Genomic DNA, 23,416 nt, shown 5'->3' with positions numbered 1-23,416 from the left:
TTTTGTACAAAAGCACTGAGGGTTTCTGGGTTACTATCAGGCACAACCCGCCCATTCATACACTAAACACGGAGGCCTAGTGTGAACACAGAACATGCGGCCTACCAGATTGCCGATGAATTAGGTGGCCTCGAGTTACTCAATGCCCACTACCATAAACAAAACTTTAGTCGGCACACCCATGAAGGTTATACAGTCGGCGTGATTGAAACGGGGGCGCAGCGTTTTTATCGCACAGGTGGCAACCATGTGGCGCCAAAGCACAGCATCATTCTCGTTAACGCTGACGAAGTCCATAATGGCTGTAGCGCCACAGAGGGCGGTTGGTCCTATCGTGCCATGTATCCAGTACCCGCACAGTTTGCCAATATTAACAGTGAGCTAGCATCAAACCGCGGTGCGCCCTATTTCCCAGAGCCCGTGGTGTACGATCCTGAATTAGCCGAATTACTGCGTTTCACCTTTACGACTTTAGATTCATCGGACAATCGATTACTGCGCGAAAGCTTGGTCTATTCCAGCTTGACGCAGTTGATAACACGCCACGGCAAGAATCGCCCAAGCAATGACCTCGCTGTAATCGCGAAGCCTGCGTTAGCACTGGTGAAATCCTTTATCGACGATCATCCTGCTGCTGACATCTCCCTTGAAGATCTGGCAACACTCGCGGGATTAAGCCCCTATTATTTGCTGAAGCAATTTCAGCGTTATTACGGCTTACCACCCCATGCTTACCAAATTCAGGCCAGAGTAAGACTCGCCAAAGGAAAAATCAAACAAGGCACACGGCTGCTCGATGTCGCCCTCGATTGTGGTTTTCACGATCAAAGTCACTTGAATCGACATTTTAAGAAGACAGTCGGTGTTACGCCGGGGCAATTTGCCAAAGAAATAGGCCGCAATATTATCCAAGCCTAAACAACTACTTTAAGTTAATCTGCCATGCTCATTCTTGCTTTCTCCTCTATTGACTAAGCAAGCAAGCTTATCCAAGCATTTATTGTTTAACAGCAACCCCGTCGCCGCTATTTTTAGGAGCCAAAGTGACCACCGACAAGCTTATAGAACCTGATGTTTATCCTGTGCATCCATCGAAATCCAAGGCATTTTTAAAAGGTACATTAGCCATGATGCCGTTGACGATAGCTGTTGTACCTTGGGGAGTTTTAGCGGGCTCCTTCGCCATTGAGGTTGGGCTAACGCCCATTGAGAGCCAAGCCATGTCGGCGATTATCTTTGCGGGCGCGGCTCAATTAGTGGCACTCGGCATGGTGAAAGCCGGTATTGGTCTGTGGAGTATCTTAATTACGACGTTACTCATCACCTCACGCCATCTGTTATATGCAATGGCGATGCGCAGTCAAATCAGTCCTTTGCCGTTAAAGTGGCGCCTAACATTGGGCTTTTTGCTCACAGATGAACTGTTTGCTATAGCCAATCAAGGCAAGTTGCATAAGTTCGACCCTTGGTACGCCCTTGGCGGCGGTTTGAGTTTCTATATCGGTTGGAACATAGCCACACTACTTGGCATAGTGGCGGGCAATGCGATCGAGAATTTAGATGAGATGGGATTAGATTTTGCCATCGCAGCCACCTTTATCGCTCTGGTCGTTCCTACCATAAAAAAGCCATCGATTCTCGTCTGTGTATTAGTCTCGCTCATCCTAGCAGTGATATGCGCCGTTTTTAAAATTCAAGCGGGACTGCTCATTGCCGCCATTGCGGGAATGACGGCAGGTGTACTTTACGCCAAAGTGACCAAGGAAGCTGAACGCGCGGAACAATCCGCCAGTCAGTTAGCAAGCGCACAGACCAAAACAGAAGTGGGTACAGGAGTTGGGACTGACATTAAGACAAAAACATTGTCAGGAGAAAAAGCATGATTTGGTTAATGATCTTTTCAATGGCGGCGGTTGTGTTTATCAGTCGTCATTTACTACTTGAGCCTAAACTACCGCTGCGATTAAGTAAGGGCACCCAAACCTTTTTAAGTTACTCAGCCCCTGCGGTACTCACTGCGATCTTTGCGCCTATAGTGTTTGTGCAAGAAGGTCTGCTCGATCTGAGCCTAGACAACAGCTATCTCATCTGCGCCGTAGTCGCTACTGTGTTGGCGCTCATCACCCGTAATACCTTGCTGACCACAGTACTGAGTATGGGACTGTTTTTCTTTATCCACTAAGTCAACAAAGAGTCAGTGCTCAGCAACGGCACTGACTCTTGCATCAATCACTGACACCGTTCCTACCACTCTTTTACACAGCCTACCCCCCTCTGAGACATCGCCCCCTAGAAAATCACTTCCACGTTATCTTGATCTTCCACAATCTTCATGTATTTAGGCTCTTATGTCTGTGCAACTAACAGTATCGGCTTTAACAGCATTTCACACATCGACGATAATGGAAGAGTGATGATATTTATCAGCAATAACAAAGACTCAAACAAAATACTTAACCTAACCATATTCAAACTATTTAGTCTCTAAAAACGTCCATTCAAAAATGTTATTTACTATATCTATTACGGCACTCATCTTAGTATTTTTCTCGGTATAGTTCTCGGAATGAAGAGTCCATTTAAAAAGTTTTACATAATAAAATGCCGCATAAATATTAATCCACATTCAAAAACCAACCCACTAAAATTTAAAGTAAATACACTATATTATAAAGTTCTAAATACCGTTTAAAAATAAATTAATTAACACTTTTAACCAAATTCAAACACGCCTTAAATTAATTAATTTTTATTTTGTTTAATAAAAATAAAAGTGCTAGTTTTTAGATGTGCCTAGCAGTAATGATTATTTATATGATTCAGGACTACATATAATTGCCATCGGCGCTCTCAATGAAAGGACGTATTTTATTAAAATAAAGGAACAATCATGAGAACAAAATCTAGCCTGAGTATATTAACTTTATCCTGTTTAACCGCACTTGGAACTGTTTCTTTGTTGGCCGAAGCTGCTATTCCGAATACTATTCCAAAACTGTCAATGGTAGAACACGCTGCCCCTGATCTTGATTCGCTTAAAAATGATGCGATTAACGATCCCTCGTTTATCAGCTCGTTATTCTCCTTAGGACACCATCTTGGATATGCATGGGCTGGCGGTACGGCATCCCAGTATGTTGGTGAAGACATCGAAGTCAGAAGGGAATCGAGCAACGAATACAGTCTTAAAGCCCGCTATAACGGCAATGATCCTTATGCAAGCGGCTACAGAGCGAATGAACGTTTGAAGGTAAATTTACAAAATATTCATTTCGTCACTAATCCTCAAAGTCTAAAGTTAGGTTCACCTCAAGTTTATGATCGTGAGGCTATTTATACTGCTCCTGTGGTTATCTATAACTGGGGCGATACCGAAGATACCGGTGTGGCCACCCTAAACTATGATTACACCACTAGCTGGGCCAAAACCGATAATTTCTCCTTCTCCGAGAAAATTGGCGTAACCAATAAATATGAAGTGGGTATTCCAGGAATAGGTGGAGCAAGTTCTGAAATCAGCGCCGAATTTTCTGCCAGCCAAGGTTGGAGTGAAACCGACGGCAAAAGTACAACGATTTCGAGTCAGGCGCAGTACCGCGCAATTATGCCGCCTCGCAGCAAACGTTATATCTCAATCACCCTATTTAAACAAAAGGCGGATGTCCCATACACCTCAAGTTTATATATGATGTACGATATAAAATATGAGAACTTCTTAAAATGGGGAGGTAATGCGCATATTAATCATCCGACAAATAGACCTAACTTCCCTTACACCTTTGGCGGAGCGAATGCGAATAATCTGAATGGACCAGAAGCCTTAGTCGATCAATATCTTCATCAAGATATAAACGGTTATGGTGTATGGGATTGGCCTGCAGCGATTAATTCGGCACAGTCAAAAAGTGGGTTTGAGTGGCAATTGGCGAATATTGTTAGACAACATGGCGCACCTATCAACGGTAAATTTACAGCAATAGATTCGAGTCAATTTAATATCGATGCCAGTGAATCCTATCCACTAACGGATGAAGACATTGCTAATCGTCCTAAAAGCGCTCAAAAATTAGGACTGAGTCGCAATATTCAGGTTGCCGTCGGCGAGCTCCAAAACAATGATGAAGATGGTTTAATCAAAAAACTGAATATTTCGCAATCAAGTGAAGTCATGTTAAACAATTAAAAACGGTGAGCTTAGGCTCTCAATAACTACTATGACACCAGTATCAGAGAGATCTCGATACAACTAGCGAATTACTAGAAAATTAGAAATGTAATACAAAGCCACTCATTCGAGTGGCTTTTCTTTCGCTTCTGCTCGCGCCTTCGATTGCTCATCCATCAGGCAAATATAATCTTCAAGCTCTTGCCCGAGAGTGAGATCAAAATGACGGTTTAACCGCACAAGACCTGTGATGCGATCGACCCTGAAATTACGAAAATCAGCACGTAGCTCACACCATGTCAGTAAGGTCCAAGTACCACGCCAAAAATAGATGGCGAGCGGCCTAACTTCCCGCTCGGTGACATCCAGTTTGACGTCTTGATAGAAGAGTTTGACGTATTCGCGGCGCTGAGCCGCATTACGGAGGGGATCGAGGAATTGAAACTCATTGGAGTCGAGGTAAAAGTCCGGTGAAAACATCAAGGATTGATAGGCTTGTAGTCGTTTTGGTAGTACGGCTTCGACTTTGATCATCGCCTGCCTCGCTGCGCTACCAAGCTCCTTACCACCCCAAGTTTGCACCATACGCATGCCAACTTGAATCGCTTCCAGTTCGGCTTCGTTAAACATCAAGGGCGGAACATTGACCTCGTGGCGCAACAAATAGCCGACACCCGCCTCCCCTTCAATGGGAATGCCACTTAAACACAAATCCTGCACATCACGGTAAATCGTGCGTGTAGAAACCTCTAACCGTTCAGCCAACTCTTGGGCTGTGGTCAGGCGTTTATGTTTAAGAATTTGCACTATTTGAAATAGGCGGTCGGCGCGGCGCATTGACTCTGATTCAATCCTTTAGTTGCCTATCAGTTGATTAAGCATTGTGAGTTTACATAAATCACTGACATGTCCTGATACTCACTTGAGTGATAGTACGATTTAAATCATAAAATCCCGATATAGATCTCAACCTCTGTGGCGCTGAGATAGACTTCAAAATCAGTTTGATAACGTCGCTGATGAGAGCAATCAGCCGCGCTAAAATAGCCCCAAACTTGTCCCCAAAGATCGATAACACACTGGGGCATATCACCCTGAGCGGTGAATTTTAGGTACTTGCCCGCGTTAAGCTCCAATGGCGTAAAATGACTTGCATCAACAGGGGCATCAATTGCCTTACCCACCAGCACAGAAAACTCGCCATTCATGTCTGACTCATAGTCATAATACACGCCATACATGGGCGAATTGAGCATAGCGGTCAGCTGGGATGATTCAAAAAAGGCTTGCCATAAACTGCCAATTTTAGCGCTATCGATAGACATTTCTGCCCGATTATTCGTGCGGGTGCTTAGTCCAAGTAACGGTCGAGCATCAATATAAACCACATCCATCTTTGTTTCTTCCATAGATATCTAAACCAATAGGTTAATGTTAGCGTCGTGCCTTAAGGGCACGACGCTAAAAATTTAACACTCGAGACTACTTATCCTTAGACCACAGACCGACTTTATTGCCTTCACTATCGGCAAATAACGCGATGTAACCACACTCTCCACCATTAATCGGCGTCACTGGCAGCAAAATATTCACATTGGCGGCAGCGAGTTTATCCACTAGCGGTTGTAAGTGGGTGCTGAAATGCAAATACACTGTGCTGCCATGCACCGATGGCTGGCTCATGCTGCATTTGACTAGCCCTATGCTCGCCGCACTCGCATCCTCAGTGACTATGGTCGCATATTCCATGTCTTCCATATCGTCACGTTTAAACTCAACCCCAAAATGCTGCTGATAAAAAGCAACGGCACGGTTCATGTCACTGACAGGAATTTCACCCCAAACTAACGGTGCAATAGATAACATTTTCACTTTCTCCTTGTTGAAAAATATCAATGATTCAAAACCTTATTTATAAAATTCAGGACTGAATCATTAACGGGCGACAACAAGAATAAAACAAGGCTACTGACAGCATGATGTCAGTAGCCTTTTAATAAAAGTGAATGTTGAGGGTTTTGGCCTAGTTAAAACGTTACTTTGGCAAACTGGCTTGATGGGCCTGAATAAAATCATCCATGGCTTTGCTCGCCCTCGCCTGAGCGCTGGCTAAGGTATCTGTATCAACCATAGTTTCGACCACTTCGTAGTAGCACTTGATTTTGGGTTCAGTGCCAGAAGGCCTAACGATCACCCGAGCGCCACCCGCTAAGCAGTAGGTTAATACATCGCTCGGTGGCAAGTCGATTTTCTCAACCCGACCATCGGCAAAACGACGCTCAAGTGCCTTTAAATCATCGGTTGAGAGCACATCTAACTCACCAATCTTCACCGGTGGATGCTCGCGCAAATAGGCGCCAATATTGGGCGTGTCAGGTTTTAGCGCAATGCTCACCTGCGCATTGAGATGGAAGCCATGCTCACGGTAAATTTGCTCGAGCCTGTCCCAAATCGTTTGCCCCTTCGCCACCAGCTCGGCAGTTAATTGGGCAAATGCCACCAGCGCCGACAAGCCATCTTTATCCCACACCATACTGCCCACCGTATAGCCAAGGGCTTCTTCATAGGCAAACAGGAATTGATCCTCAGGCGAAGTTTTCGCAATCCCTACATTCATCAGCCACTTAAAGCCAGTGAGCGTGGTAAAGCTTTGCGTGCCAAACCCTTGAGCAATCTTAGATAACAGGCTCGATGACACTATCGTTGTGCCCGTAAGTCGTTGATTATCTTTGGCGTGAGATAACAAGTAATGCCCAAAGAGCACACCGACTTGATCGCCCGTCAACATCTGATACTCGCCATCCTCTTTACGCACTGCGACCGCAAAACGGTCGGCATCGGGATCGTTAGCACAGGCGAGCATAGCGCCGTGTTTTTTCGCCTCGGCAATCACTAAATCCATCGCCCCTTTTTCTTCAGGGTTTGGGAAGTTAACCGTCGGGAAATCGCCATCGGGTTCACGCTGGGAGGCAACCGAATACACTTGGGTGAAACCTGCATCTTTCAATACCGTTTCGGCCATTTCGGCACCCACGCCGTGCATGGCGGTATAGGCTAAACTGACCTTTTCAGGAGCGGTATGGTTTTGCAGCACCTCAGCTTGCTGCACGCCATGACGATAACTTTGGTAAAAATCGTCCTGCAGGATAATTAACTTACCTTGGTTTACCGCGCCATCATGCTCTAAAAACGGAATCGCTTGATTCGCGGCGCGCTCAATTTGCGCGGCAATGCCAGAGTCGTGGGGCGGAATAATCTGCGCGCCATTCTCCCAATAGACTTTATAGCCATTGTATTGCGGCGGGTTATGACTCGCGGTCACCACAATGCCTGCTGCCGCATTAAAATGTTTTACCCCAAAGGCCACCAACGGCGTTGGCGCTACTTTGGACGTTAAGCGCACCTTAATCCCCATAGCGGTGAGCACACTCGCCGCATCATGGGCAAAATTAAATGAATCGTGGCGGCCATCATAACCAATCACCACGCCACGCTCGGCTGCATCTTTAATCTGATCAAGTAGATAAGCACCAAGACCAGCAGAGGTTTGGCGGATCACCAAACGGTTCATCCCCATAGGTCCAGCGCCGACGACACCACGTAATCCTGCGGTGCCAAACTCCAAGCGACCCGCAAACCGCGCCGCGAGTTCGGCATCATTGCCGCTATCAATTAGGGTTTGTAACTGGGCTTGAGTGCGAGGGTCTGGATCATTTTCAAGCCAATGGTTTACCTGTAACTGCAGATGGGTATTCATATCACGCCTCATTGAAAATCATTTGCAATCACCTTAGGAAAAAGCACGTAGAAGAACAAGCTAATTTGCATTAATTTCAAAATGAGCCAAGGGTATTGCCATAAAAACGCACTATCTAACAGGTCATGCCAGATAGTGCGTTGGTTTTAACAAACTGGTTTCAAAACGGATTTAGAGTTTAAAGATATTATCCTTCGTATCTCTGTCGATGAGCTTCACAAAGGGATCGACCCCCACATAACTGGGTTTTTCAGCCAAAGTGATCGTCAGCTTGTTTTCACCACTGACCAGCCTGTGCTTCTCAATCAATAACACCTGTTTGTCATTCTTTAGCTTATCGGGATCGGCACTAAAGGCACCTATATCGATGATGGCATCTAAAGGTTGTTCAGTTTCTTCACCTTTACCACTCGCGACTTTGCGACTGGCATAAATGCTCAAGTCAACTTGCGTCTTACCATCAGGCAGAGTGGTCATGACCGCATTGGTTAACCTAAGATCGTAGAGTGTGATGTCATTAAAAGACTCATCGATAAAGCGAGCTTGCGCTTCATCTGTGCCTTGCTCAAGGTAACTCACTAAATCCAATGTGGTTGGGAAAGGATCGTTACGATACTGATAACGTGCTAAGAATGCCTTCAAATTAGCGTTAAGTTTCGCTTCACCCAACACATCTTTAATGGCCATCATCACCACTGAGCCTTTCTGATAATGAATGTACTGCTGATTTTCACTACGCAGCAAAGGCATTTCTTTGATGGATTCGGATGAACGGCCACGTAAATATCTATCTAATTCGTATTTCAAGAATTTACGGATCATTTTATCGCCGTACTTTTTCTCCAGCACCATCAGCGCCGAATACTGTGACAAGCTTTCGGATATCACAGCACTGCCCTGCACATCCGCAGCGCCCACTTGATGTCCCCACCATTGATGCGCCACTTCATGGGCTGTGACGTAATACACAGGATCGATATTATCCTCATTGCGTAAATCAGTAATAAAACCAATACGCTCTGAGTAAGGCACTGTATTAGCAAAACTTTGTGCAAAACTACGGTAACCCGGAAACTCCATAATTCGCATTTGCTTATGTTGATAAGGCCCAAATGCTTGTGTGTAGTAATCGATAGAATCTTTAACCGACTCTATCATGCGCGCAACGTTCCAAGGATGCTCCGCATGGTAGTAAACCTCAACCGCAACACCATTGTGCTCAGTTTTTTCCACCTGATAACGGCCCGAAATAATCGCGTAGAAATTCACCATAGGGCTATCCATTGAATAATGGAAATACTCACGCCCATCCTGCTGCCACTGTTTTTGCAAATACCCTGGCGCTAATGCAATTTGATCTGCACTTGTCGAAATAGTAGCTTCAAACTGAATGAAATCACCATCGACACCAAAGAAGTTTTGCGTGTAGTAACGGCTGTCTTCAAGCTTGTTCGCTCGAGCTTTTTCGGCTAAATCGCGCTTTTCGCGCTCGTGGCGATCCATCAGCTCATAGCCGTCTTGATAACCAAAGAGGGGCAATAGTTCGAAGTTGTTGATGAAGGTGCCATTTTCAACCACAGACATATCAAAGCCAGCTTCGGCAATACCTACAGACTGACGTACTAATTGAATGTCCCCTTGCACCACCTGCCCAGGCTGCACAGGTGTCGAAAAGGTCAACCAAGCATTGCGATAGCGGCTATCTAACTCACCTAAGTTTGTATTCGGGATATTGATTTTTACCGTTTCTGCCTTAGTATGCTCAGGCCACTGCACTAACATCCTTTCGATTGGTTTATCTGACTTGTTTTGCCATTCGAATATCACCTTAGCAACAATTTTTCGCTCTTCAGGGAAAATATCAATATTCGCATTGACCTTAGTGGCCACTAAAATCGGCATGTTTTGGTATTGTTTGAAGGCTTTCTCATAATCGGCTTGCAGATCTGTGGTTTCATCTTGGGTTAAATAATGATTCAACACTTTTGTTTGGTAGAACAAATAACTGCCCATACCCAAAAACACCACCAAAGCAACGCTTACAATGACTTTGCCGCTAAAACCAAGCTGATAACTCAGTAATCCCATACGGGTTTTAAGGCTTTGCTGCGGCCCGCGATGGTACAAGCCATAACCTAAAACAAACAGGATAAGGCTAAAAGCCCCCCAGTAAATCATATAGAGTGCATGACTTAATAAGCCCCAACCGTAACCGTTCATATCCGAGTAAATTAAGGTCGGTGATTGACCAAAGTTATATAAGCTATGGCCAAATCCCCAGCTTGCCATAACAAATGTCGTTAGATAATAAGCAACAAATAGTCCCATACCTGCGTACTTATTTGGGCTAAGCACTTGCAGGAAAAACGCCAGCACAGCGGTCATCAACAGCGGCAGGAGGTAATAAAATCCCAGTCGAATAAGGTACTGAGCAATCTCAAGATTGGCTTGACCTTTTATCAATTGAAATACAATTGTGGTACACATTGCGAGCACATAGAGCAAGGTCATCACTATGACCACAGACACTAACTTTGAGCCCCAAAAGCTTAAGTTTGATACAGGAACGCTATCGACGATATCTCCCATTCCTGAACTGCGTTCACGCCAGACGATTTCTGCGCTGTAATAAATCAGCACTATCACCATCAATAACCCCGTCGCGCCGGCAATGTTATTCACCATATCTTGGGTTAATGGCCAATTAGATGTGCCATACCAACCAAAATCATCGAACATGGGGCCGACTAAATTGAAAATAGTCAGCACGCCTAACACCACAAATGGTGCGGTAAATAGTACTTGCCGTACTTCAAATTTAACCCGCGTCCAAAATTGCTGGCGACCATTAGGCTCAGTTGCCATAGCCAATTGTGCCAAAGGCACTAAGCTGGGAACTTTTCCTGCTTTATCGGATTTTTTCTCACGTTTCTTAGTCAAACTCGGCTGACGGAAAATCCCTGAAACGGCCAGTAACACGCAGGCAATTCCAAACCATATCGCCCGGTTTTGCAGCACGAGTCCTGAGAATTCAATTAACTGGCTATTCTTCTCGCTAATGGTCCAGTAACGGGTCACTTCGGCAAAGGTGCGCAGCGCAAAGGGATCAAGCAAAGCAGCAATAGTACGATATTGTGGCTGACTCGCCATTTCGCCCGTCAAGGTATAAAGCACCAACATGGCTACAGCGGTCAGATAGAGCGCCATTAAGGAACGAAAATGACTTGCCATCGCATAGAATAGCGTCGAGATCAGCAGCAAAGTCGGCATGGCGAGTAAAAAATACGGCACAAGATAATTCGATAACGCAAAAGGCCCAAAACGGCTAGCATCGACCCATGGCATAAAAGAGCCGAGCATTAACCCTATGGGGATAAAAGCAAATACCATCATCACCACAAAAAAACTGCCGAGAAATCGACCAAATTGGTATGCAAATGGTGATAGGGGTTTGCTATAAATCAGCTCTTCCATTAAATGCTGATGATTGCGGATAGCCGTGCTACCCACAAAATTCACCACGGCAAACATGGAAATGAGTCCCATGATCAACATGGTTTGAGTAATCCCAAATGGGCTGTTTTTCATCACCTCACCGCCGCTACCAATTTGAATATTGTTAGAGACGACTGATAGAAAACTCATTAAAAACAATAGAAAAGAAACAACATAAAAGGATGGCTGACGCAAATAATAACGCCACTCAAACCTAAGCATTGATAACAACATATTGATATCTCCTTAGGCAGCCTGACGGCGGTGACTGAGTAAAGTAGAAAAATACAGATCTTCAAGCCCTGCAATCGCAGGGGTAAATCCTTCAGGACAAGTTTCAGCCATCACATTAAGGACTGTGCGTCCCGCTAATAAACGCTTAGAAATCACAGGTAATTGCGCTTCAAGCTCCTGTGCCTGTGCTTGACTCACAGTCTTAGTCCAAATTTTTTCCGTTAATTCACCCACCAATTGATGTGGATTGCCTTGAAGCAGAATTTTACCCGATGCCAAAACCGCCATATTAGCGCAGAGCTCAGACACATCTTCGACAATGTGAGTCGAGAGGATTACCACTTTTTCCTCGCCTAAACTCACCAGCAAGTTATGGAAACGGTTACGTTCTTCAGGATCGAGACCCGCGGTAGGCTCATCCACAATCAATAACTTAGGATCCCCAAGTAAGGCCTGAGCAATACCAAAGCGCTGACGCATACCGCCAGAGAAACCACTCACGGCTTTATTTTTATGCTGATAAAGATTGGTGTGCGCCAATAATCCTTCAACTGCTTCTTTACGCAGCTTGCTCTGATTAATACCCTTAAGAATGGCTAAATGATCTAACAGGTCATAGGCACTAATACGCGGATAAACATTAAAGTCCTGGGGCAAATATCCCAAGGTTTTACGCAGCGCTTGAGGATCGGCTAATACATCAATACCGTCAAACACTATGCTGCCACTATCGGCGCTTTGCAGGGCGGCAATGGTACGCATGAGTGATGACTTGCCCGCGCCATTGGGTCCGAGTAAACCAAACATCCCTTTGGAAATCGTTAAATCAACACCATCGAGTGCTTTAACACCGTTATCATAGGTTTTAGTGAGATTAGAAATAGTCAGCATGCTTCCCTCTTGCGTCTGTGAGTTCAAAATACCGACAAACTATCACATAAAATTAACCTTTACAGTAGTTATCAAGATATTCATGTACTTACAGAATGCTAGCCAGCAAAAAAACTACATATTCTTAATCCCTAAAATAGCAAGGGACTCTATTTGAGTCCCTTGCTATTGAAATACAATATAAAAGTAAAAATATGCCACGAATTAAAATATGGTGTACTAAATACAATTAGTTACATAAACGCCAATATTAGCGCGAGGGTAAAGTGCCATCAAATACACGTACTTTGATATTCTTTTTCAGGTTATCTTGGTCTTGTTGCCATTCTTGCCACTGGGTCAGACTAATACTAAGCTGCAATGAAAAATCAGTAGAAATCCACTGTTTTTGCCCTTGAGTATATTTAGGTGCAGGGACTATGTTACTGGGTCCAACGAAGGATGCAGAACACATAAAGGTTTTGAAATACACTTGGTCAATCGATAAATCGAGGGCGCTGGGCGATGTTAAACATTGGCCACTGCCCGGCTCTTGATACGAGGCAAATTGGTACAGGATTGCCGGTGTATTATTGGTACTATCAGGAACTGAAGCAGTTTGATGGCAAGATAAACAGCTACTTAATGCATTATCCGCAGGGCCATTTAGGCGCCCATTACACCCTAAGTGTCCCGCATTGGTGTGCTCATTCAAACGGCCAACGACCTCTTGAAATACGGCGCTATCCTTAAGCCCTGTGATTGGGTTTTGCGGGAATGCTGCCGCTCCCACTGTTGCTGGCGGCGTGTCATTCCCCCACATTAATCCCAGAGGTGAAATACGATCCCAAGGATTTTTCTCTTTCGCTTTAAACTGACCATCGGCGACAAAAGTGCCATAGGCCCAGCCCACGGGTGAACGGCTGTCGCGCACTGCAATATCAAACTGCAATAAGTACACATCGGCGACAGAGCGCGGGCATTGCTCTGTTTCCTGTTGGAAACTACAGGCACTGCCATCGGCGTTTTTACATACACAGAAATCACTGGCACTGATATTGGCTTGCCAAACAGGTACATTTTCAAGGAAAGGATAGTTATTAGGCGTTGCAGTAGTAAACAATAACTTGCCAATCACACTGCCTTCATTAAATGCAAAATTTTGCTGGGGCATCACAGGTGATGGTGCCCCCGTCCATACCTTGCCAATGCTGTTTGCCGCCTGAGGATTATAAAAACCCACCGCCCACATAGTGGTTTTAAGGGAGCCTTGGCCTTTTATCTCCATAGTGACGGGGGCTTCTCGGGTCAAGCCATGGATAAATTCCCGCCCACTCATGGGATCATAGGTCTGATAGGGAATATGGTACCAAGAGCGCACCTTGTTGTTACACAGATCCCAGTCTTTACTGACATCGCCTTTGTCGATGTTTCCCTCTTGGATGTACTTCATCACAGCCCAGAGGTATTGCTCAGCTTGGGTATTTTTATCACTTTCACTCAGATTTTTATCGAAGGGATTGAATTTAAGCCAAGGTGCAGCGCTATCTGGTTTAGCACTCGAATAAGCATCACTGAGGCTAAAAATAGGCCCCTTCCAGCCAGAATAAGCTTGGTTGATAATGACTTGATTGTCCCACATGCCTGTTTTTGCAAAAGCAGGATCTTGGAAGTAACTTGGATAGGCTCCAGTACAGGTTGAATTTGCGTTAGATCTAGTGTTGGGCGATTGCTTATCTGCAGCTTTTGCGTTGACGGTGGTCAATGAACAAACGGTGAGCAGAAGTATGGCGGTAATGTTGAGTTTCATAATATCGTCCTTGAAGAGTATTAGTCCTAAAAACTCCCTTTGTGAGCCCAAAACTAACAACGGCTCGAATTAAGCATAGACTAATTTTTAACATCTTCTGTAAAGCTTAACGATTCACATATTAAGGATATAAAAAAGGCCGTTCAGCATGACTAAACGGCCGAAACATATTGCTTATTGGACTAGCCGTCCAAGCTATTTCTCAACTTCTTGCCCGCGCGTCTTCCACAGCGAATACAAGACACCTAAGACTAACAGACCAAAAGTCACACCAAGGGACACGGCAGTTGGGATAGTAAAGTCCACTATTCCCTCGTGGTTGAAATACACTAAACCCACTTTCACCCCAATAAATACTAATACCACTGACAGCGCATATTTAAGGTATTCAAAACGATGCACCATAGCAGCCAACGCAAAATACAAAGCACGTAGCCCCAGAATCGCGAAGATATTCGAGGTATAGACGATGAAAGGATCTTGGGTAATTGCAAAAATAGCTGGAATACTGTCGACTGCAAATACTAAATCTGCAGTTTCCACTAAGATCAACGCTAAAAATAACGGCGTCGCCCACCATCCTTTTGTTAACTGATGATCTTCGCCACGAACCCAGAATTTTTCTTTATGCAGCGTTGGCGTAAAACGCATCTTAGTGCGTAACCATTTATAAAACTTATTATCTTGGATATCACCGTGCTCATCGTTTGAGAAGAGCATTTTCACGCCAGTGAAAATCAAGAAGAGTCCAAATAACACAAGTACACCTTGATACTGGGCAACAAGCACAGCACCAAGACCGATCATAATGGCGCGCAACACTATTACGCCCATAATGCCCCAGAAGAGCACTCTATGTTGGTATAAACGTGGGATACCTAAGCTACTGAAGATTAACGCGATAACAAATACGTTATCCATAGACAGTGATTTTTCAATCAGATAGCCCGTTAGGTATTCCATACCGGCGGTTGAACCCTTGTACCACCAGAGCCAGGCCCCAAACAATAAGCCCATACAGATATAAAAGGCTGAAAGCTTTAAACTTTCAGCCACGGTAATTTCATGCTGCTCCTTGTGCAATACGCCAAGGTCAAAAGCTAATAACGCCAGCACAAAACCGAAAAACATTAACCAAACCCAAAGCGGGTAACCCACAAATAGGGTGGTAAAAAACTCCATAAGTCTCCTTAGTAACACATAACGACTGATCTAAATCAGTAAAGTTGAGCAGATAGACATTAACTCATTGTAGAAATATAAACTGTGAAATCTTATATGAAAAATGCAACTATCAAGATTAAAATTCTTTTATAATCAATATGATTATGGTGCTTATTTATACTTACACTTCGAATAAGTGTACTTCCCAGTCACAGCGCTTCCCTAAGAAAATCATCTAACCCACCCATTTGTGACATTCATTTAGATAGCAGCCTCGAACAAGCGCGTAGATGCTCTACCAATAATGCAAAATTGCTATCAATCATAAAACTTACACTATCCATTAAACGACGAAATACAGCTAAATCAAGGCTAAAGCCGCTAAGATAAAACAGCCACAGTTGAATTATGGCCACTATTTAGCACTCATTTCTTAACTGAAAATGAATTAATTTAACCGCTTAGTATTGCTATAGCGAGCCTTAAAGAACGGCTAAAAATGTTAGTTATACAAAATATTCATCACTTTCAAGACCCTTGGCTGTTCCATATCATCCGAGTGTGATTAACTGCTGCAACAGCGCTGTCTTTTAGCGATCAAAAGCGCCGCGATAATCACAAATAATGAAAAATAATTAATAAAATTCATTACGATAAAATGAATCATTAGCTGCTCGGCGCATAAAGTGCCAGCATTGGGAGTCTTAAGTGTCAATAGAACAAAACCCGCCGCACGCAATGCAGGGCCAACAAGGCTCGCCCCCAGCTGAAATGCTATTTGGGCATCCTAAGGGCTTATTTGTCTGCTTTTTTACCGAAATGTGGGAACGCTTCTCTTTCTACGGTATGAAAGCATTACTGTTTCTTTACCTGATTAAATATCATCTATTTACTGATGAATTTGGTTACAACGTGATTGGTGCTTACGGTGCCTTAGTGTATGCCATGCCCGTAGTGGGTGGCTTATTGGCCGACCGCTATATCGGCATGCGCAAAGCGGTGATCTTTGGCGGTGTATTATTGGTGCTCGGCCACTTAGGTATGGCCTTTGAAGGCCATCAAGCGGTTATCGTTGCGGGTGAAGTTCAACGGGATGAACAAGCGCTGCAAGTATTCTATTTATCCCTCGCCTTAATCATTGTCGGTGTGGGCTTTTTAAAACCCAATATTTCCACCATAGTCGGTCAGCTTTATCCTAAATCATCCGCTAAGCGAGATTCTGGTTTTACCATTTTCTACGCGGGCATCAACTTAGGCGCCACCTTAGCCCCGCTAATTTGCGCTTATTTAGGTGAAACCTATGGCTGGAAGTACGGTTTTGGTTTGGCAGGTTTAGGGATGTTAGCAGGTTTGTTGGTGTTTATTCGTGGCAAAAAACATCTGCAAGGCTTCGCCGAACCCAGAGATCCTGCGCGGATTTTAAAGAAAACCGCTGGCATAACGACAGAACAATGGATTTACTTAAGCGCAATTGGCAGCGTAATCATAGTCTGGGGGTTGATTCAAACCCACTCCCTCGTACTTTCGATTAGCAGTTTATTACCCGCTGTGAGCCCAGTGATTTGGTTCTTGCACTCAGTATCACTAGTGCTTGCCCTTGGTATTGGCTGGTTCATGGTGAAACATTGTAATCCGATTGAACGTCAACAGATGTCGGCTTTGCTGCTTTTCATCGTTGCGGGTTTGGTCTTCTTTGGTTTATATGAGCAGACCTATGGCTCTTGGGTAGCATTTTCGGACCGTGTGATGGACCGTAACATGCTCGGTCTCGAATGGAGTGCCGGACAATTGACCTTCCTCGGCGCTTTCTTTGTGATCAGTTTGTCGCCTATCTTCGCTTGGCTGTGGCCTGCCCTCGCCCGTAAAAATTGTGACCCGAGTAAACCGGTTAAAACCGCACTCGGTATTTTGTTCGCGGGTTTATCCTTTATGGTGCTTGTGCTCGGGATCCAGATGCCGCTAAGCAGTGGCTTAGTGAGTATTTGGTTCTTAGTCGCGGCTTATTTTGTATTAGAAATCGGGGAGTTATTGCTGTCGCCCATAGGCTTATCAGCCGTGACTCAGCTTTCGGTAAAACGCGTAGTCAGCCTGATGATGGGTGCTTGGTTCCTCGGTACTTCATACTCTGAAATCTTAGCCGCCGAATTAAACAAGCTCGCCGCGATTGATACCCAAGGCGGCGTGATAAGTGACGTGCCGAGTGCAATGGCGCTATACGAGCAACTGTTTATCTTCTCGGCGCAAATTGGCGTGGTGATGGCATTAGTCTTCTTTGCCCTTGCGCCATTAATGAAAAAAATGATGCACGAGAAAATGGCAACTAACTCAGTTTAAGCATACAAACAAAAAGTCAGTTGGCTTACTTTCGCCCTCTGAGGCGACGGTAAGCCAAGACGATGAGGTGCAAAGCAAGTAACCCCGTAAAAGCCGCGCAGAAAAACAGTAATGCAATCGAGTTTACATCCCTAGGCGCATCACGATAAAGCCACCACCACAGCGGCCAGCCAATGGCCGATAAAGCCGTAAGCTGCCACATACAGCGTTTGCAGCGACCAATCTTTTGCCTGAAAATTGACGTTTTACAATCACCGCAACTCATAAATCCCCAATAGCATGATGGCAGTATATCTAAAACTAAAGCGACACTTTAAGCCTTGCCATCCCTTGATTAATAGAGACGAGCGCACGATAACCTAAATCTCGTTTAGCTGCGCTGATATCAAAATAATGGCTGCAGGATAACTGCCGTGCGACAAAACGCGTCATCATGGGCTCTTCTTGCTTCTTTAGGAGGTAATGTACACTCTCCAATACTGCGCCTACTACATAGGCCACAGATTGAGGCACACGCTTAGTCACTGGCGGTAAAGCATCGCAGGCCAAAATCAAATTGATCATCTCGGCCATAGTGATGGGTTCATCATTACTCAGAAAATAAGCTTTCCCTTGACACTTAGGCTTTGCTTGGCAAAGTTCCAGTGCCGCCAGCACATGGGCATAGGCAGCATTGTCTATGTAGATGGTATCGACTAGCTTATCTTCGCGGCCAACCAGTTTAAGCTTACCTAAACGCCCGCGCGACAATACCCGAGGCACTAGATGGGGATCGCCAGGCCCCCATATCAAATGCGGCCTGAGTGCGACGGTTTTTAACGCATAGGGTGCACTGGCTTGAGTCGTCACTTGGCTAAATACTTGAGTCACATCAGGATTTTCAAGTGGCATGTCACCTACTTGATTGGCGTCGAGCATCATCTTTTCAGCGATGGCTTTAGAGTGGGCATAATGATTCAAGAATCTGGTGGCATAAGGAGTTGACTCATCAATACCCGATTCATCCTGCCCTGCAAAGGTCACACTCGGGGTACTGGTGTAAACTAACTTATCTATTTTTAATGCCTTACAAGCGGCAATCACATTGGCAGCGCCTTTCACATTCGGACAAAAATAGCTGTCTCTGTCCCCCCAAACACCCGCTTTAGACGCCACATGAAATACAATATCGCAGCCTTGCATCGCCTGTTGCAGCAGATCTTTATTGACTAAATCCCCTTGCAGCATGACTACGCCCAGTGCTTCAAGTTCGGGATAATGCCCACGCGCAAAACCTGTGACTTTAATGCCCGCAGCTAACAATCTCAGGCAAATCGCTTTACCTAAAAATCCCCCCGCCCCCGTGACAAAGGCGTGTCGCACCTTAAGCGCGAGCTGCGCGAGTGCCATTTGTTCAGCCGCATCAAATTGGGCAAGCGTCGTGCTCTTGATTGGGTCTTTCGTCATTAAGGGTATCCATTTCAGCACATTTACATGAACTTAAAGTCGGTGTAATAAGTTTAAAATAAGCACAAGGGCTTAAAAATAAGCGAGTTTGTTCAAATGAACACAGAATATAACGTAAAAAATGCAGGAAAAAGCCGTGGAGTTTTAAATCAACCTTTCGTTTGTGATTGTGCCCAAACGGCTAATTTTTCTCTAAAAATCTTGGCATTATGCCGCACATCCACAGGGAAATCAGGATGGATAAGAAACCGCCTTATGCCCTGAGTCTGCGTAAATTGCTCGGCAATGGCGATCAAATCTTGGTACAACTGCTGACTCTTATTGCACACCAATGACTGGTCGAGTTCGATACAAATTAACGGCTCTATCTCGTTCGCCACTTTCACTCCCACTAAAGCGGAGCGCTTCACATTGGGATGCGTATTAAAAATGCGCTCGCAGGGAATGGAATAATAACGTTTAACAAACAATCCGTTAAGAGTAGCGTCGACTCTGTGGGCCTTACGACCACACATCCACAGAAGACCTTGATCATCAAGATACCCCAAATCGCCCATGCGGTGTCTAACGGTATTGGTTGCCGAGTCCCAAATCTTGGCCGCCGCAGTCGCGCGTTTGCCTTGGCTTTCGTTTTGGCTAGCGTGCTGACTATTGTTTAGATAATAGGACTGACTCACCATAGGCCCCTGCACGACTATCTCGCCGATTTCACCGTTATTCAGCTGTAAGGCATCATCCCACTCGGGAATAACCTCTTCGCTGATAGCAATAATGCGAATCGTCACGCCATCGATAGCGCGACCGACACAGATACCACCGCCGTTATCTGTGATGTCAGTCGTGGCAAATAACGCATCGCTGGCAATCATACTAATAGGCAAAGATTCGGTCGCACCGTAGGAATTTAAAATCGGCACACCTTGGCTCAGCATCTTACTAAAACGGGCGATGGAAGCAATGGTGGCTGGCGCACCCGCGGAAATCACCCGCTGTACGCAGGGCAGTTTATGCTGTTTTTGTTCCCCTGCGCGGCCTAAACGTTCAAGTAAGGCGGGATTAACAAAAATATTACTGCATTGATATTTCTCAATCGCGGCAAACAGGAATTCAGGATTAGCAGTAATAGGTTTGCTGGCATCCATTTCTGGAACGATAGACGCCATGCCAAGTGCGGGACCAAAGAGTGAAAACAGCGGAAAAGTGGCTAAATCGCGCTCGCCATGGCAAATGCCATAATCGTTTTTTAATGCTTGGATTTGTGCCTCAAACATACCATGGCTATACACCACCCCCTTAGGCGTGCCAGTGCTGCCACTGGTAAATAAAATCGCCGCTATCTCATCAGATTTAAGCATCACCATGGGATATTCAGACTTTGAAGCAGAAGATTGCACTGAGGTGCTTTGCAGCAGAGTCGATAAACTTATCGCACCAGTACCGATACGGATTAACTTTGCCGCTAAGCCTGTTTTGCCGTCATCAACATTGAGTAATGACTTAATACTGCCCTTTCCCCAACCAAATAGACGTCTAGCAATATGAGCCTTGGGAATACCGATAAAGGCATCGGGCGCAGCTTCAGCAAAACACTGTTTAAGATTGCGGATCCCCATGCCGGGATCAACTAGGATAGGAATAACCCCCGCTTTAAACAGCGCAAAGGTGAGTGCAAAAAAATCCAGACTCGGCGTGACCATAAGCACAGCCTTCATGCCGCGCTCAATACCATGGGCGTTCAGCGCAAAGGCGATTGCATCGCTTTGTCTGTCTAGATTAAGAAAGTCCAGCTCGCTGTAACGCAAACTCCCCACAGAAGCGCCCTGAGCGCTTTGTACTGCTACCGCAAGATGATGGGGAATGGCATGGGCGGCTTGCTTGAGATGACGACAAATATTGGCATCATTGACCGTTGCTGACGCAGAAGTGCCACTTAAAAGTGACTTTTCCAACGGCGTCACTAAAGGAGCAACTTCAGTCTCAAGCAAGGTCGACATTAACCTGCGACCTGTTCGGACGGCGCCGCTGCTTGGTTGTCGGCCATAAATTCTTTGATATGAGCAATCACTTCATCGCTGGCATCTTCCAAAATGTAGTGACCACAATCGGCAAATTCATGCACTGTCGCATGGGGCATGTGCTGACGCCATTTTGCTAAAAAGTGCTTATCGAATACAAAGTCCTTGAGACCCCAGCAAATCAGGGTCGGCACTTTAGCGAATTTAGGTAAACTAACAGCAATATCAGAGACTAATTGATAATTTCTATCGCCTTCACGCAGCGGAATATCCTGCACAAAACGCAGCGTCGAAATGCGATTGGCCCAAGAGTTAAACGGCGCGACATACGCCTCGCGAATGTATTTCGACATCGGCTGGCGCTTAACACCCACATAGGAAGCAATAGACGAAAAGGCATTGAAACCGCGTACCAACACTGTGCCTAACAGGGTATTACGACAAATCCACAGCGGCCAAGGGAATGGTTTAGTCTCGGGCAAATGGAAAGCGCCCGTGTTCAATATAACTAGGCGTTTAATGCGCTCAGGATAACGCGCCGCATAACCCATACCTATCATGCCGCCCCAGTCGTGTACGACTAAGGTAATGTTTTCTTTCACATTCAGGCTATCGAGCAGGGCTTCGAGATCGTCGATACGATTCTTAAGGGTATAGTCATAGCCGCTATCATCGGGCTTATCCGACAGGCCACAGCCGATATGATCCGGCACTATGCATTGATAAGTGTCTTTTAAGGCGCTAACAAGATTGCGGTAGTAAAACGACCAGCTAGGATTACCGTGAACCATCACCACAGGCTCGCCTTGGCCCTCGTTGATATAATGTAGCTTGTTGCCATTACGGCTAAGAAAATGACGTTTAAAAGGCAACAGAGTGTCTAACATGACGCTTCCTATCTTGATTCTTTATGAGAGCGAATAACGGGTTATGTACAGCTGGCTTAGCTTATCGACTGAGCTAAAGACTAAGCTATCAACTGAATCATGGACTTACTGGGTTGACTCGAATGTATGCCAGCCATCAAGCAAAGGCGTGAAAAGGTGCAATGCACCCTACCACTTAATGCCTAACATCATGCAATTCAATCCACTGCCTATGCCTAAAAAGCTCACTTGATCGCCCGCTTGTAAAAAGCCTTGATCGTGCGCCATCGCAGCGGTCACAGGTAACGACACTGTGCCCATATTGCCCAGTAGCTGATACGTTGGAAATTCTTTTTCGGGGGGGATATTGAGCGCACTCAGTACTTGCTTACGATTTGAAGCGCCTACTTGATGGCAAATCACTTTGTCCACTTGCTCAACCAGCCAATTACGCTGCTCAAGGAAATGCTCCCAAGTGTGCTTCGCCAATTCAACGCCTTCTTTAAGCAAGGTAACGGCATCGGTACGCATAAACTCGCGATACAGGTTATGCCCCACTTCCTGCAGACCCCATTGACACAACTGATGATGCTCAGGCGCCGATAAGTGCGATGCACCCAGCAATTGATGCTGACGCACATTTGTCAGCGGCAAGCTGCCGTCGGTAAGAATCACCGCCACGGCACCAGAACCACCGGTTAAGGTCGCCAGTGACTGGGCAAAATTCTGCATGGTCGGATCGGCCAACATGTTATCGATAGTGACATCGACAATATCCCGCGCCGACTCACAGGACACCACCATACCCGCCTTGATTTGACCCAACTCAATACGGTTCGCGATATCTAAAATACCCGATAACACCCCAAGGCAAGCGTTGCTGATATCGTAAATCGCAGTGTCTTTTGACACCCCCAATTCGGCAGCAATACGACACGCGGTCGCGGGCTCATGTTGATCGCGGCACACGCCGGTATAGACAACAGCACCTAAATCGGCGACATCAATCCCAGTTTCAACCATGGCTTTACGGGCAGCTTTAATCGCACCGTCGGACAATTGATGTCCTTTGGGCCACCAGCGGCGTTCGGTAATCCCAGTCAATGCGGCAAGCTGTCCCATAGGAATACGGAACTTTTGATACAAAGGAGCAAGACGAGACTCTAGCTCACTACTGGAAACCACAACAGGCGCCAGTTCATAGGCCAGGCTATTAATAAATACGCGGGAATATTTCATGAAACTGTTTTATTCGCTCAC

The 23,416-nt window shown here is 45.4% G+C and carries 18 protein-coding genes; 5 read left to right on the top strand and 13 right to left on the bottom strand.

Translation table 11 applies throughout. From position 1 onward, the window contains the following. Window positions 1-81: 81 nt before the first annotated feature. The 4 genes from HUB64_RS04535 (at window position 82) to HUB64_RS04520 (ending at window position 4,183) form a co-directional block, all read left to right on the top strand. On the top strand, window positions 82-918 hold the full coding sequence (locus HUB64_RS04535; RefSeq protein ID WP_173496488.1) for an AraC family transcriptional regulator: 837 nt from the start codon (window positions 82-84) through the stop codon (window positions 916-918). Window positions 919-1,043: 125 nt separating this feature from the next. Continuing rightward, a complete protein-coding gene (locus HUB64_RS04530; RefSeq protein ID WP_173496487.1) occupies window positions 1,044-1,883 on the top strand; it encodes an AzlC family ABC transporter permease in 840 nt (279 codons plus the stop codon). Then, window positions 1,880-2,182, top strand: coding sequence for an AzlD domain-containing protein (locus HUB64_RS04525; protein WP_028760501.1), 303 nt, complete (start codon window positions 1,880-1,882; stop codon window positions 2,180-2,182). The genes HUB64_RS04530 and HUB64_RS04525 overlap by 4 nt, the downstream gene beginning before the upstream one ends. A 708-nt stretch (window positions 2,183-2,890) precedes the next feature. Then, window positions 2,891-4,183 (top strand): aerolysin family beta-barrel pore-forming toxin, encoded by a 1,293-nt coding sequence (locus HUB64_RS04520; protein ID WP_173496486.1) that lies wholly within the window; start codon window positions 2,891-2,893, stop codon window positions 4,181-4,183. A gap of 105 nt (window positions 4,184-4,288) precedes the next feature. Here the strand turns inward: HUB64_RS04520 and HUB64_RS04515 are convergent, their stop codons facing one another. The 8 genes from HUB64_RS04515 to HUB64_RS04480 form a co-directional block, all read right to left on the bottom strand. After that, entirely contained in the window at window positions 4,289-5,002 is a 714-nt protein-coding gene (locus HUB64_RS04515) for a YafY family protein (RefSeq protein WP_028760503.1), read from the bottom strand. Window positions 5,003-5,109: 107 nt separating this feature from the next. Then, the gene (locus HUB64_RS04510) at window positions 5,110-5,559 is read right to left on the bottom strand and encodes a GyrI-like domain-containing protein (protein ID WP_173497884.1); all 450 of its coding nucleotides are present in this window, start codon (window positions 5,557-5,559) and stop codon (window positions 5,110-5,112) included. Window positions 5,560-5,647: 88 nt separating this feature from the next. After that, entirely contained in the window at window positions 5,648-6,031 is a 384-nt protein-coding gene (locus HUB64_RS04505; protein WP_173496485.1) for a VOC family protein, read from the bottom strand. A gap of 169 nt (window positions 6,032-6,200) precedes the next feature. Then, a complete protein-coding gene (locus HUB64_RS04500) occupies window positions 6,201-7,922 on the bottom strand; it encodes a phospho-sugar mutase (RefSeq protein WP_173496484.1) in 1,722 nt (573 codons plus the stop codon). Between the two features lie 171 nt (window positions 7,923-8,093). Then, entirely contained in the window at window positions 8,094-11,651 is a 3,558-nt protein-coding gene (locus HUB64_RS04495) for a M1 family aminopeptidase (protein ID WP_173496483.1), read from the bottom strand. Window positions 11,652-11,663: 12 nt separating this feature from the next. Next, window positions 11,664-12,542 (bottom strand): ABC transporter ATP-binding protein, encoded by an 879-nt coding sequence (locus HUB64_RS04490; protein ID WP_173496482.1) that lies wholly within the window; start codon window positions 12,540-12,542, stop codon window positions 11,664-11,666. Between the two features lie 250 nt (window positions 12,543-12,792). Further along, window positions 12,793-14,331: a hypothetical protein gene (locus HUB64_RS04485; protein ID WP_173496481.1), complete on the bottom strand. Its 1,539-nt coding sequence runs from the start codon at window positions 14,329-14,331 to the stop codon at window positions 12,793-12,795. Window positions 14,332-14,526: 195 nt separating this feature from the next. After that, window positions 14,527-15,513: a TerC family protein gene (locus HUB64_RS04480; protein WP_131525740.1), complete on the bottom strand. Its 987-nt coding sequence runs from the start codon at window positions 15,511-15,513 to the stop codon at window positions 14,527-14,529. Window positions 15,514-16,203: 690 nt separating this feature from the next. Between HUB64_RS04480 and HUB64_RS04475 the strand changes: the two genes are divergently transcribed. Beyond that, window positions 16,204-17,829, top strand: coding sequence for a peptide MFS transporter (locus HUB64_RS04475; protein ID WP_173496480.1), 1,626 nt, complete (start codon window positions 16,204-16,206; stop codon window positions 17,827-17,829). 25 nt (window positions 17,830-17,854) lie between these two features. Here HUB64_RS04475 and HUB64_RS04470 read toward each other — a convergent pair whose 3' ends face one another. The 5 genes from HUB64_RS04470 to HUB64_RS04450 form a co-directional block, all read right to left on the bottom strand. Beyond that, the gene (locus HUB64_RS04470) at window positions 17,855-18,094 is read right to left on the bottom strand and encodes a DUF3624 domain-containing protein (RefSeq protein WP_105249662.1); all 240 of its coding nucleotides are present in this window, start codon (window positions 18,092-18,094) and stop codon (window positions 17,855-17,857) included. A 35-nt stretch (window positions 18,095-18,129) separates the two neighbouring features. Beyond that, window positions 18,130-19,275 carry a 2-alkyl-3-oxoalkanoate reductase gene (oleD, locus tag HUB64_RS04465; RefSeq protein WP_173496479.1) on the bottom strand — a complete coding sequence of 382 codons (1,146 nt, stop codon included), beginning with the start codon at window positions 19,273-19,275 and terminating at the stop codon, window positions 18,130-18,132. Between the two features lie 149 nt (window positions 19,276-19,424). Beyond that, window positions 19,425-21,269 (bottom strand): olefin beta-lactone synthetase, encoded by a 1,845-nt coding sequence (oleC, locus tag HUB64_RS04460; protein WP_173496478.1) that lies wholly within the window; start codon window positions 21,267-21,269, stop codon window positions 19,425-19,427. After that, the gene (locus HUB64_RS04455) at window positions 21,269-22,177 is read right to left on the bottom strand and encodes an alpha/beta fold hydrolase (RefSeq protein WP_173496477.1); all 909 of its coding nucleotides are present in this window, start codon (window positions 22,175-22,177) and stop codon (window positions 21,269-21,271) included. Before HUB64_RS04455 ends, oleC begins: the two co-directional genes overlap by 1 nt. Before the next feature lie 168 nt (window positions 22,178-22,345). Then, window positions 22,346-23,395 carry a 3-oxoacyl-ACP synthase III gene (locus tag HUB64_RS04450; RefSeq protein WP_028760522.1) on the bottom strand — a complete coding sequence of 350 codons (1,050 nt, stop codon included), beginning with the start codon at window positions 23,393-23,395 and terminating at the stop codon, window positions 22,346-22,348. Between the last annotated feature and the right edge of the window lie 21 nt (window positions 23,396-23,416).

Origin of the sequence: Shewanella sp. ISTPL2, from assembly GCF_013283205.1 — a bacterium.
In the GTDB taxonomy this organism is placed as follows: Bacteria; Pseudomonadota; Gammaproteobacteria; order Enterobacterales; family Shewanellaceae; genus Shewanella; species Shewanella oncorhynchi.
The sequence above is the reverse complement of the archived record's forward strand: the minus strand, read 5'-3'. Positions and strand labels throughout refer to the sequence as shown.

Excerpts from the sequence above, each read along its gene's own strand:
- oleD (WP_173496479.1), bottom strand. The coding sequence starts at position 19,275 with ATGACGAAAGACCCAATCAAGAGCACGACGCTTGCCCAATTTGATGCG.
- HUB64_RS04480 (WP_131525740.1), bottom strand. The coding sequence starts at position 15,513 with ATGGAGTTTTTTACCACCCTATTTGTGGGTTACCCGCTTTGGGTTTGG.
- HUB64_RS04510 (WP_173497884.1), bottom strand. The coding sequence starts at position 5,559 with ATGGATGTGGTTTATATTGATGCTCGACCGTTACTTGGACTAAGCACC.
- HUB64_RS04490 (WP_173496482.1), bottom strand. The coding sequence starts at position 12,542 with ATGCTGACTATTTCTAATCTCACTAAAACCTATGATAACGGTGTTAAA.
- HUB64_RS04515 (WP_028760503.1), bottom strand. The coding sequence starts at position 5,002 with ATGCGCCGCGCCGACCGCCTATTTCAAATAGTGCAAATTCTTAAACAT.
- HUB64_RS04495 (WP_173496483.1), bottom strand. The coding sequence starts at position 11,651 with ATGTTGTTATCAATGCTTAGGTTTGAGTGGCGTTATTATTTGCGTCAG.
- HUB64_RS04450 (WP_028760522.1), bottom strand. The coding sequence starts at position 23,395 with ATGAAATATTCCCGCGTATTTATTAATAGCCTGGCCTATGAACTGGCG.
- HUB64_RS04500 (WP_173496484.1), bottom strand. The coding sequence starts at position 7,922 with ATGAATACCCATCTGCAGTTACAGGTAAACCATTGGCTTGAAAATGAT.
- HUB64_RS04505 (WP_173496485.1), bottom strand. The coding sequence starts at position 6,031 with ATGTTATCTATTGCACCGTTAGTTTGGGGTGAAATTCCTGTCAGTGAC.
- HUB64_RS04520 (WP_173496486.1), top strand. The coding sequence starts at position 2,891 with ATGAGAACAAAATCTAGCCTGAGTATATTAACTTTATCCTGTTTAACC.
- HUB64_RS04470 (WP_105249662.1), bottom strand. The coding sequence starts at position 18,094 with ATGAGTTGCGGTGATTGTAAAACGTCAATTTTCAGGCAAAAGATTGGT.
- HUB64_RS04485 (WP_173496481.1), bottom strand. The coding sequence starts at position 14,331 with ATGAAACTCAACATTACCGCCATACTTCTGCTCACCGTTTGTTCATTG.
- oleC (WP_173496478.1), bottom strand. The coding sequence starts at position 21,269 with ATGTCGACCTTGCTTGAGACTGAAGTTGCTCCTTTAGTGACGCCGTTG.
- HUB64_RS04525 (WP_028760501.1), top strand. The coding sequence starts at position 1,880 with ATGATTTGGTTAATGATCTTTTCAATGGCGGCGGTTGTGTTTATCAGT.
- HUB64_RS04455 (WP_173496477.1), bottom strand. The coding sequence starts at position 22,177 with ATGTTAGACACTCTGTTGCCTTTTAAACGTCATTTTCTTAGCCGTAAT.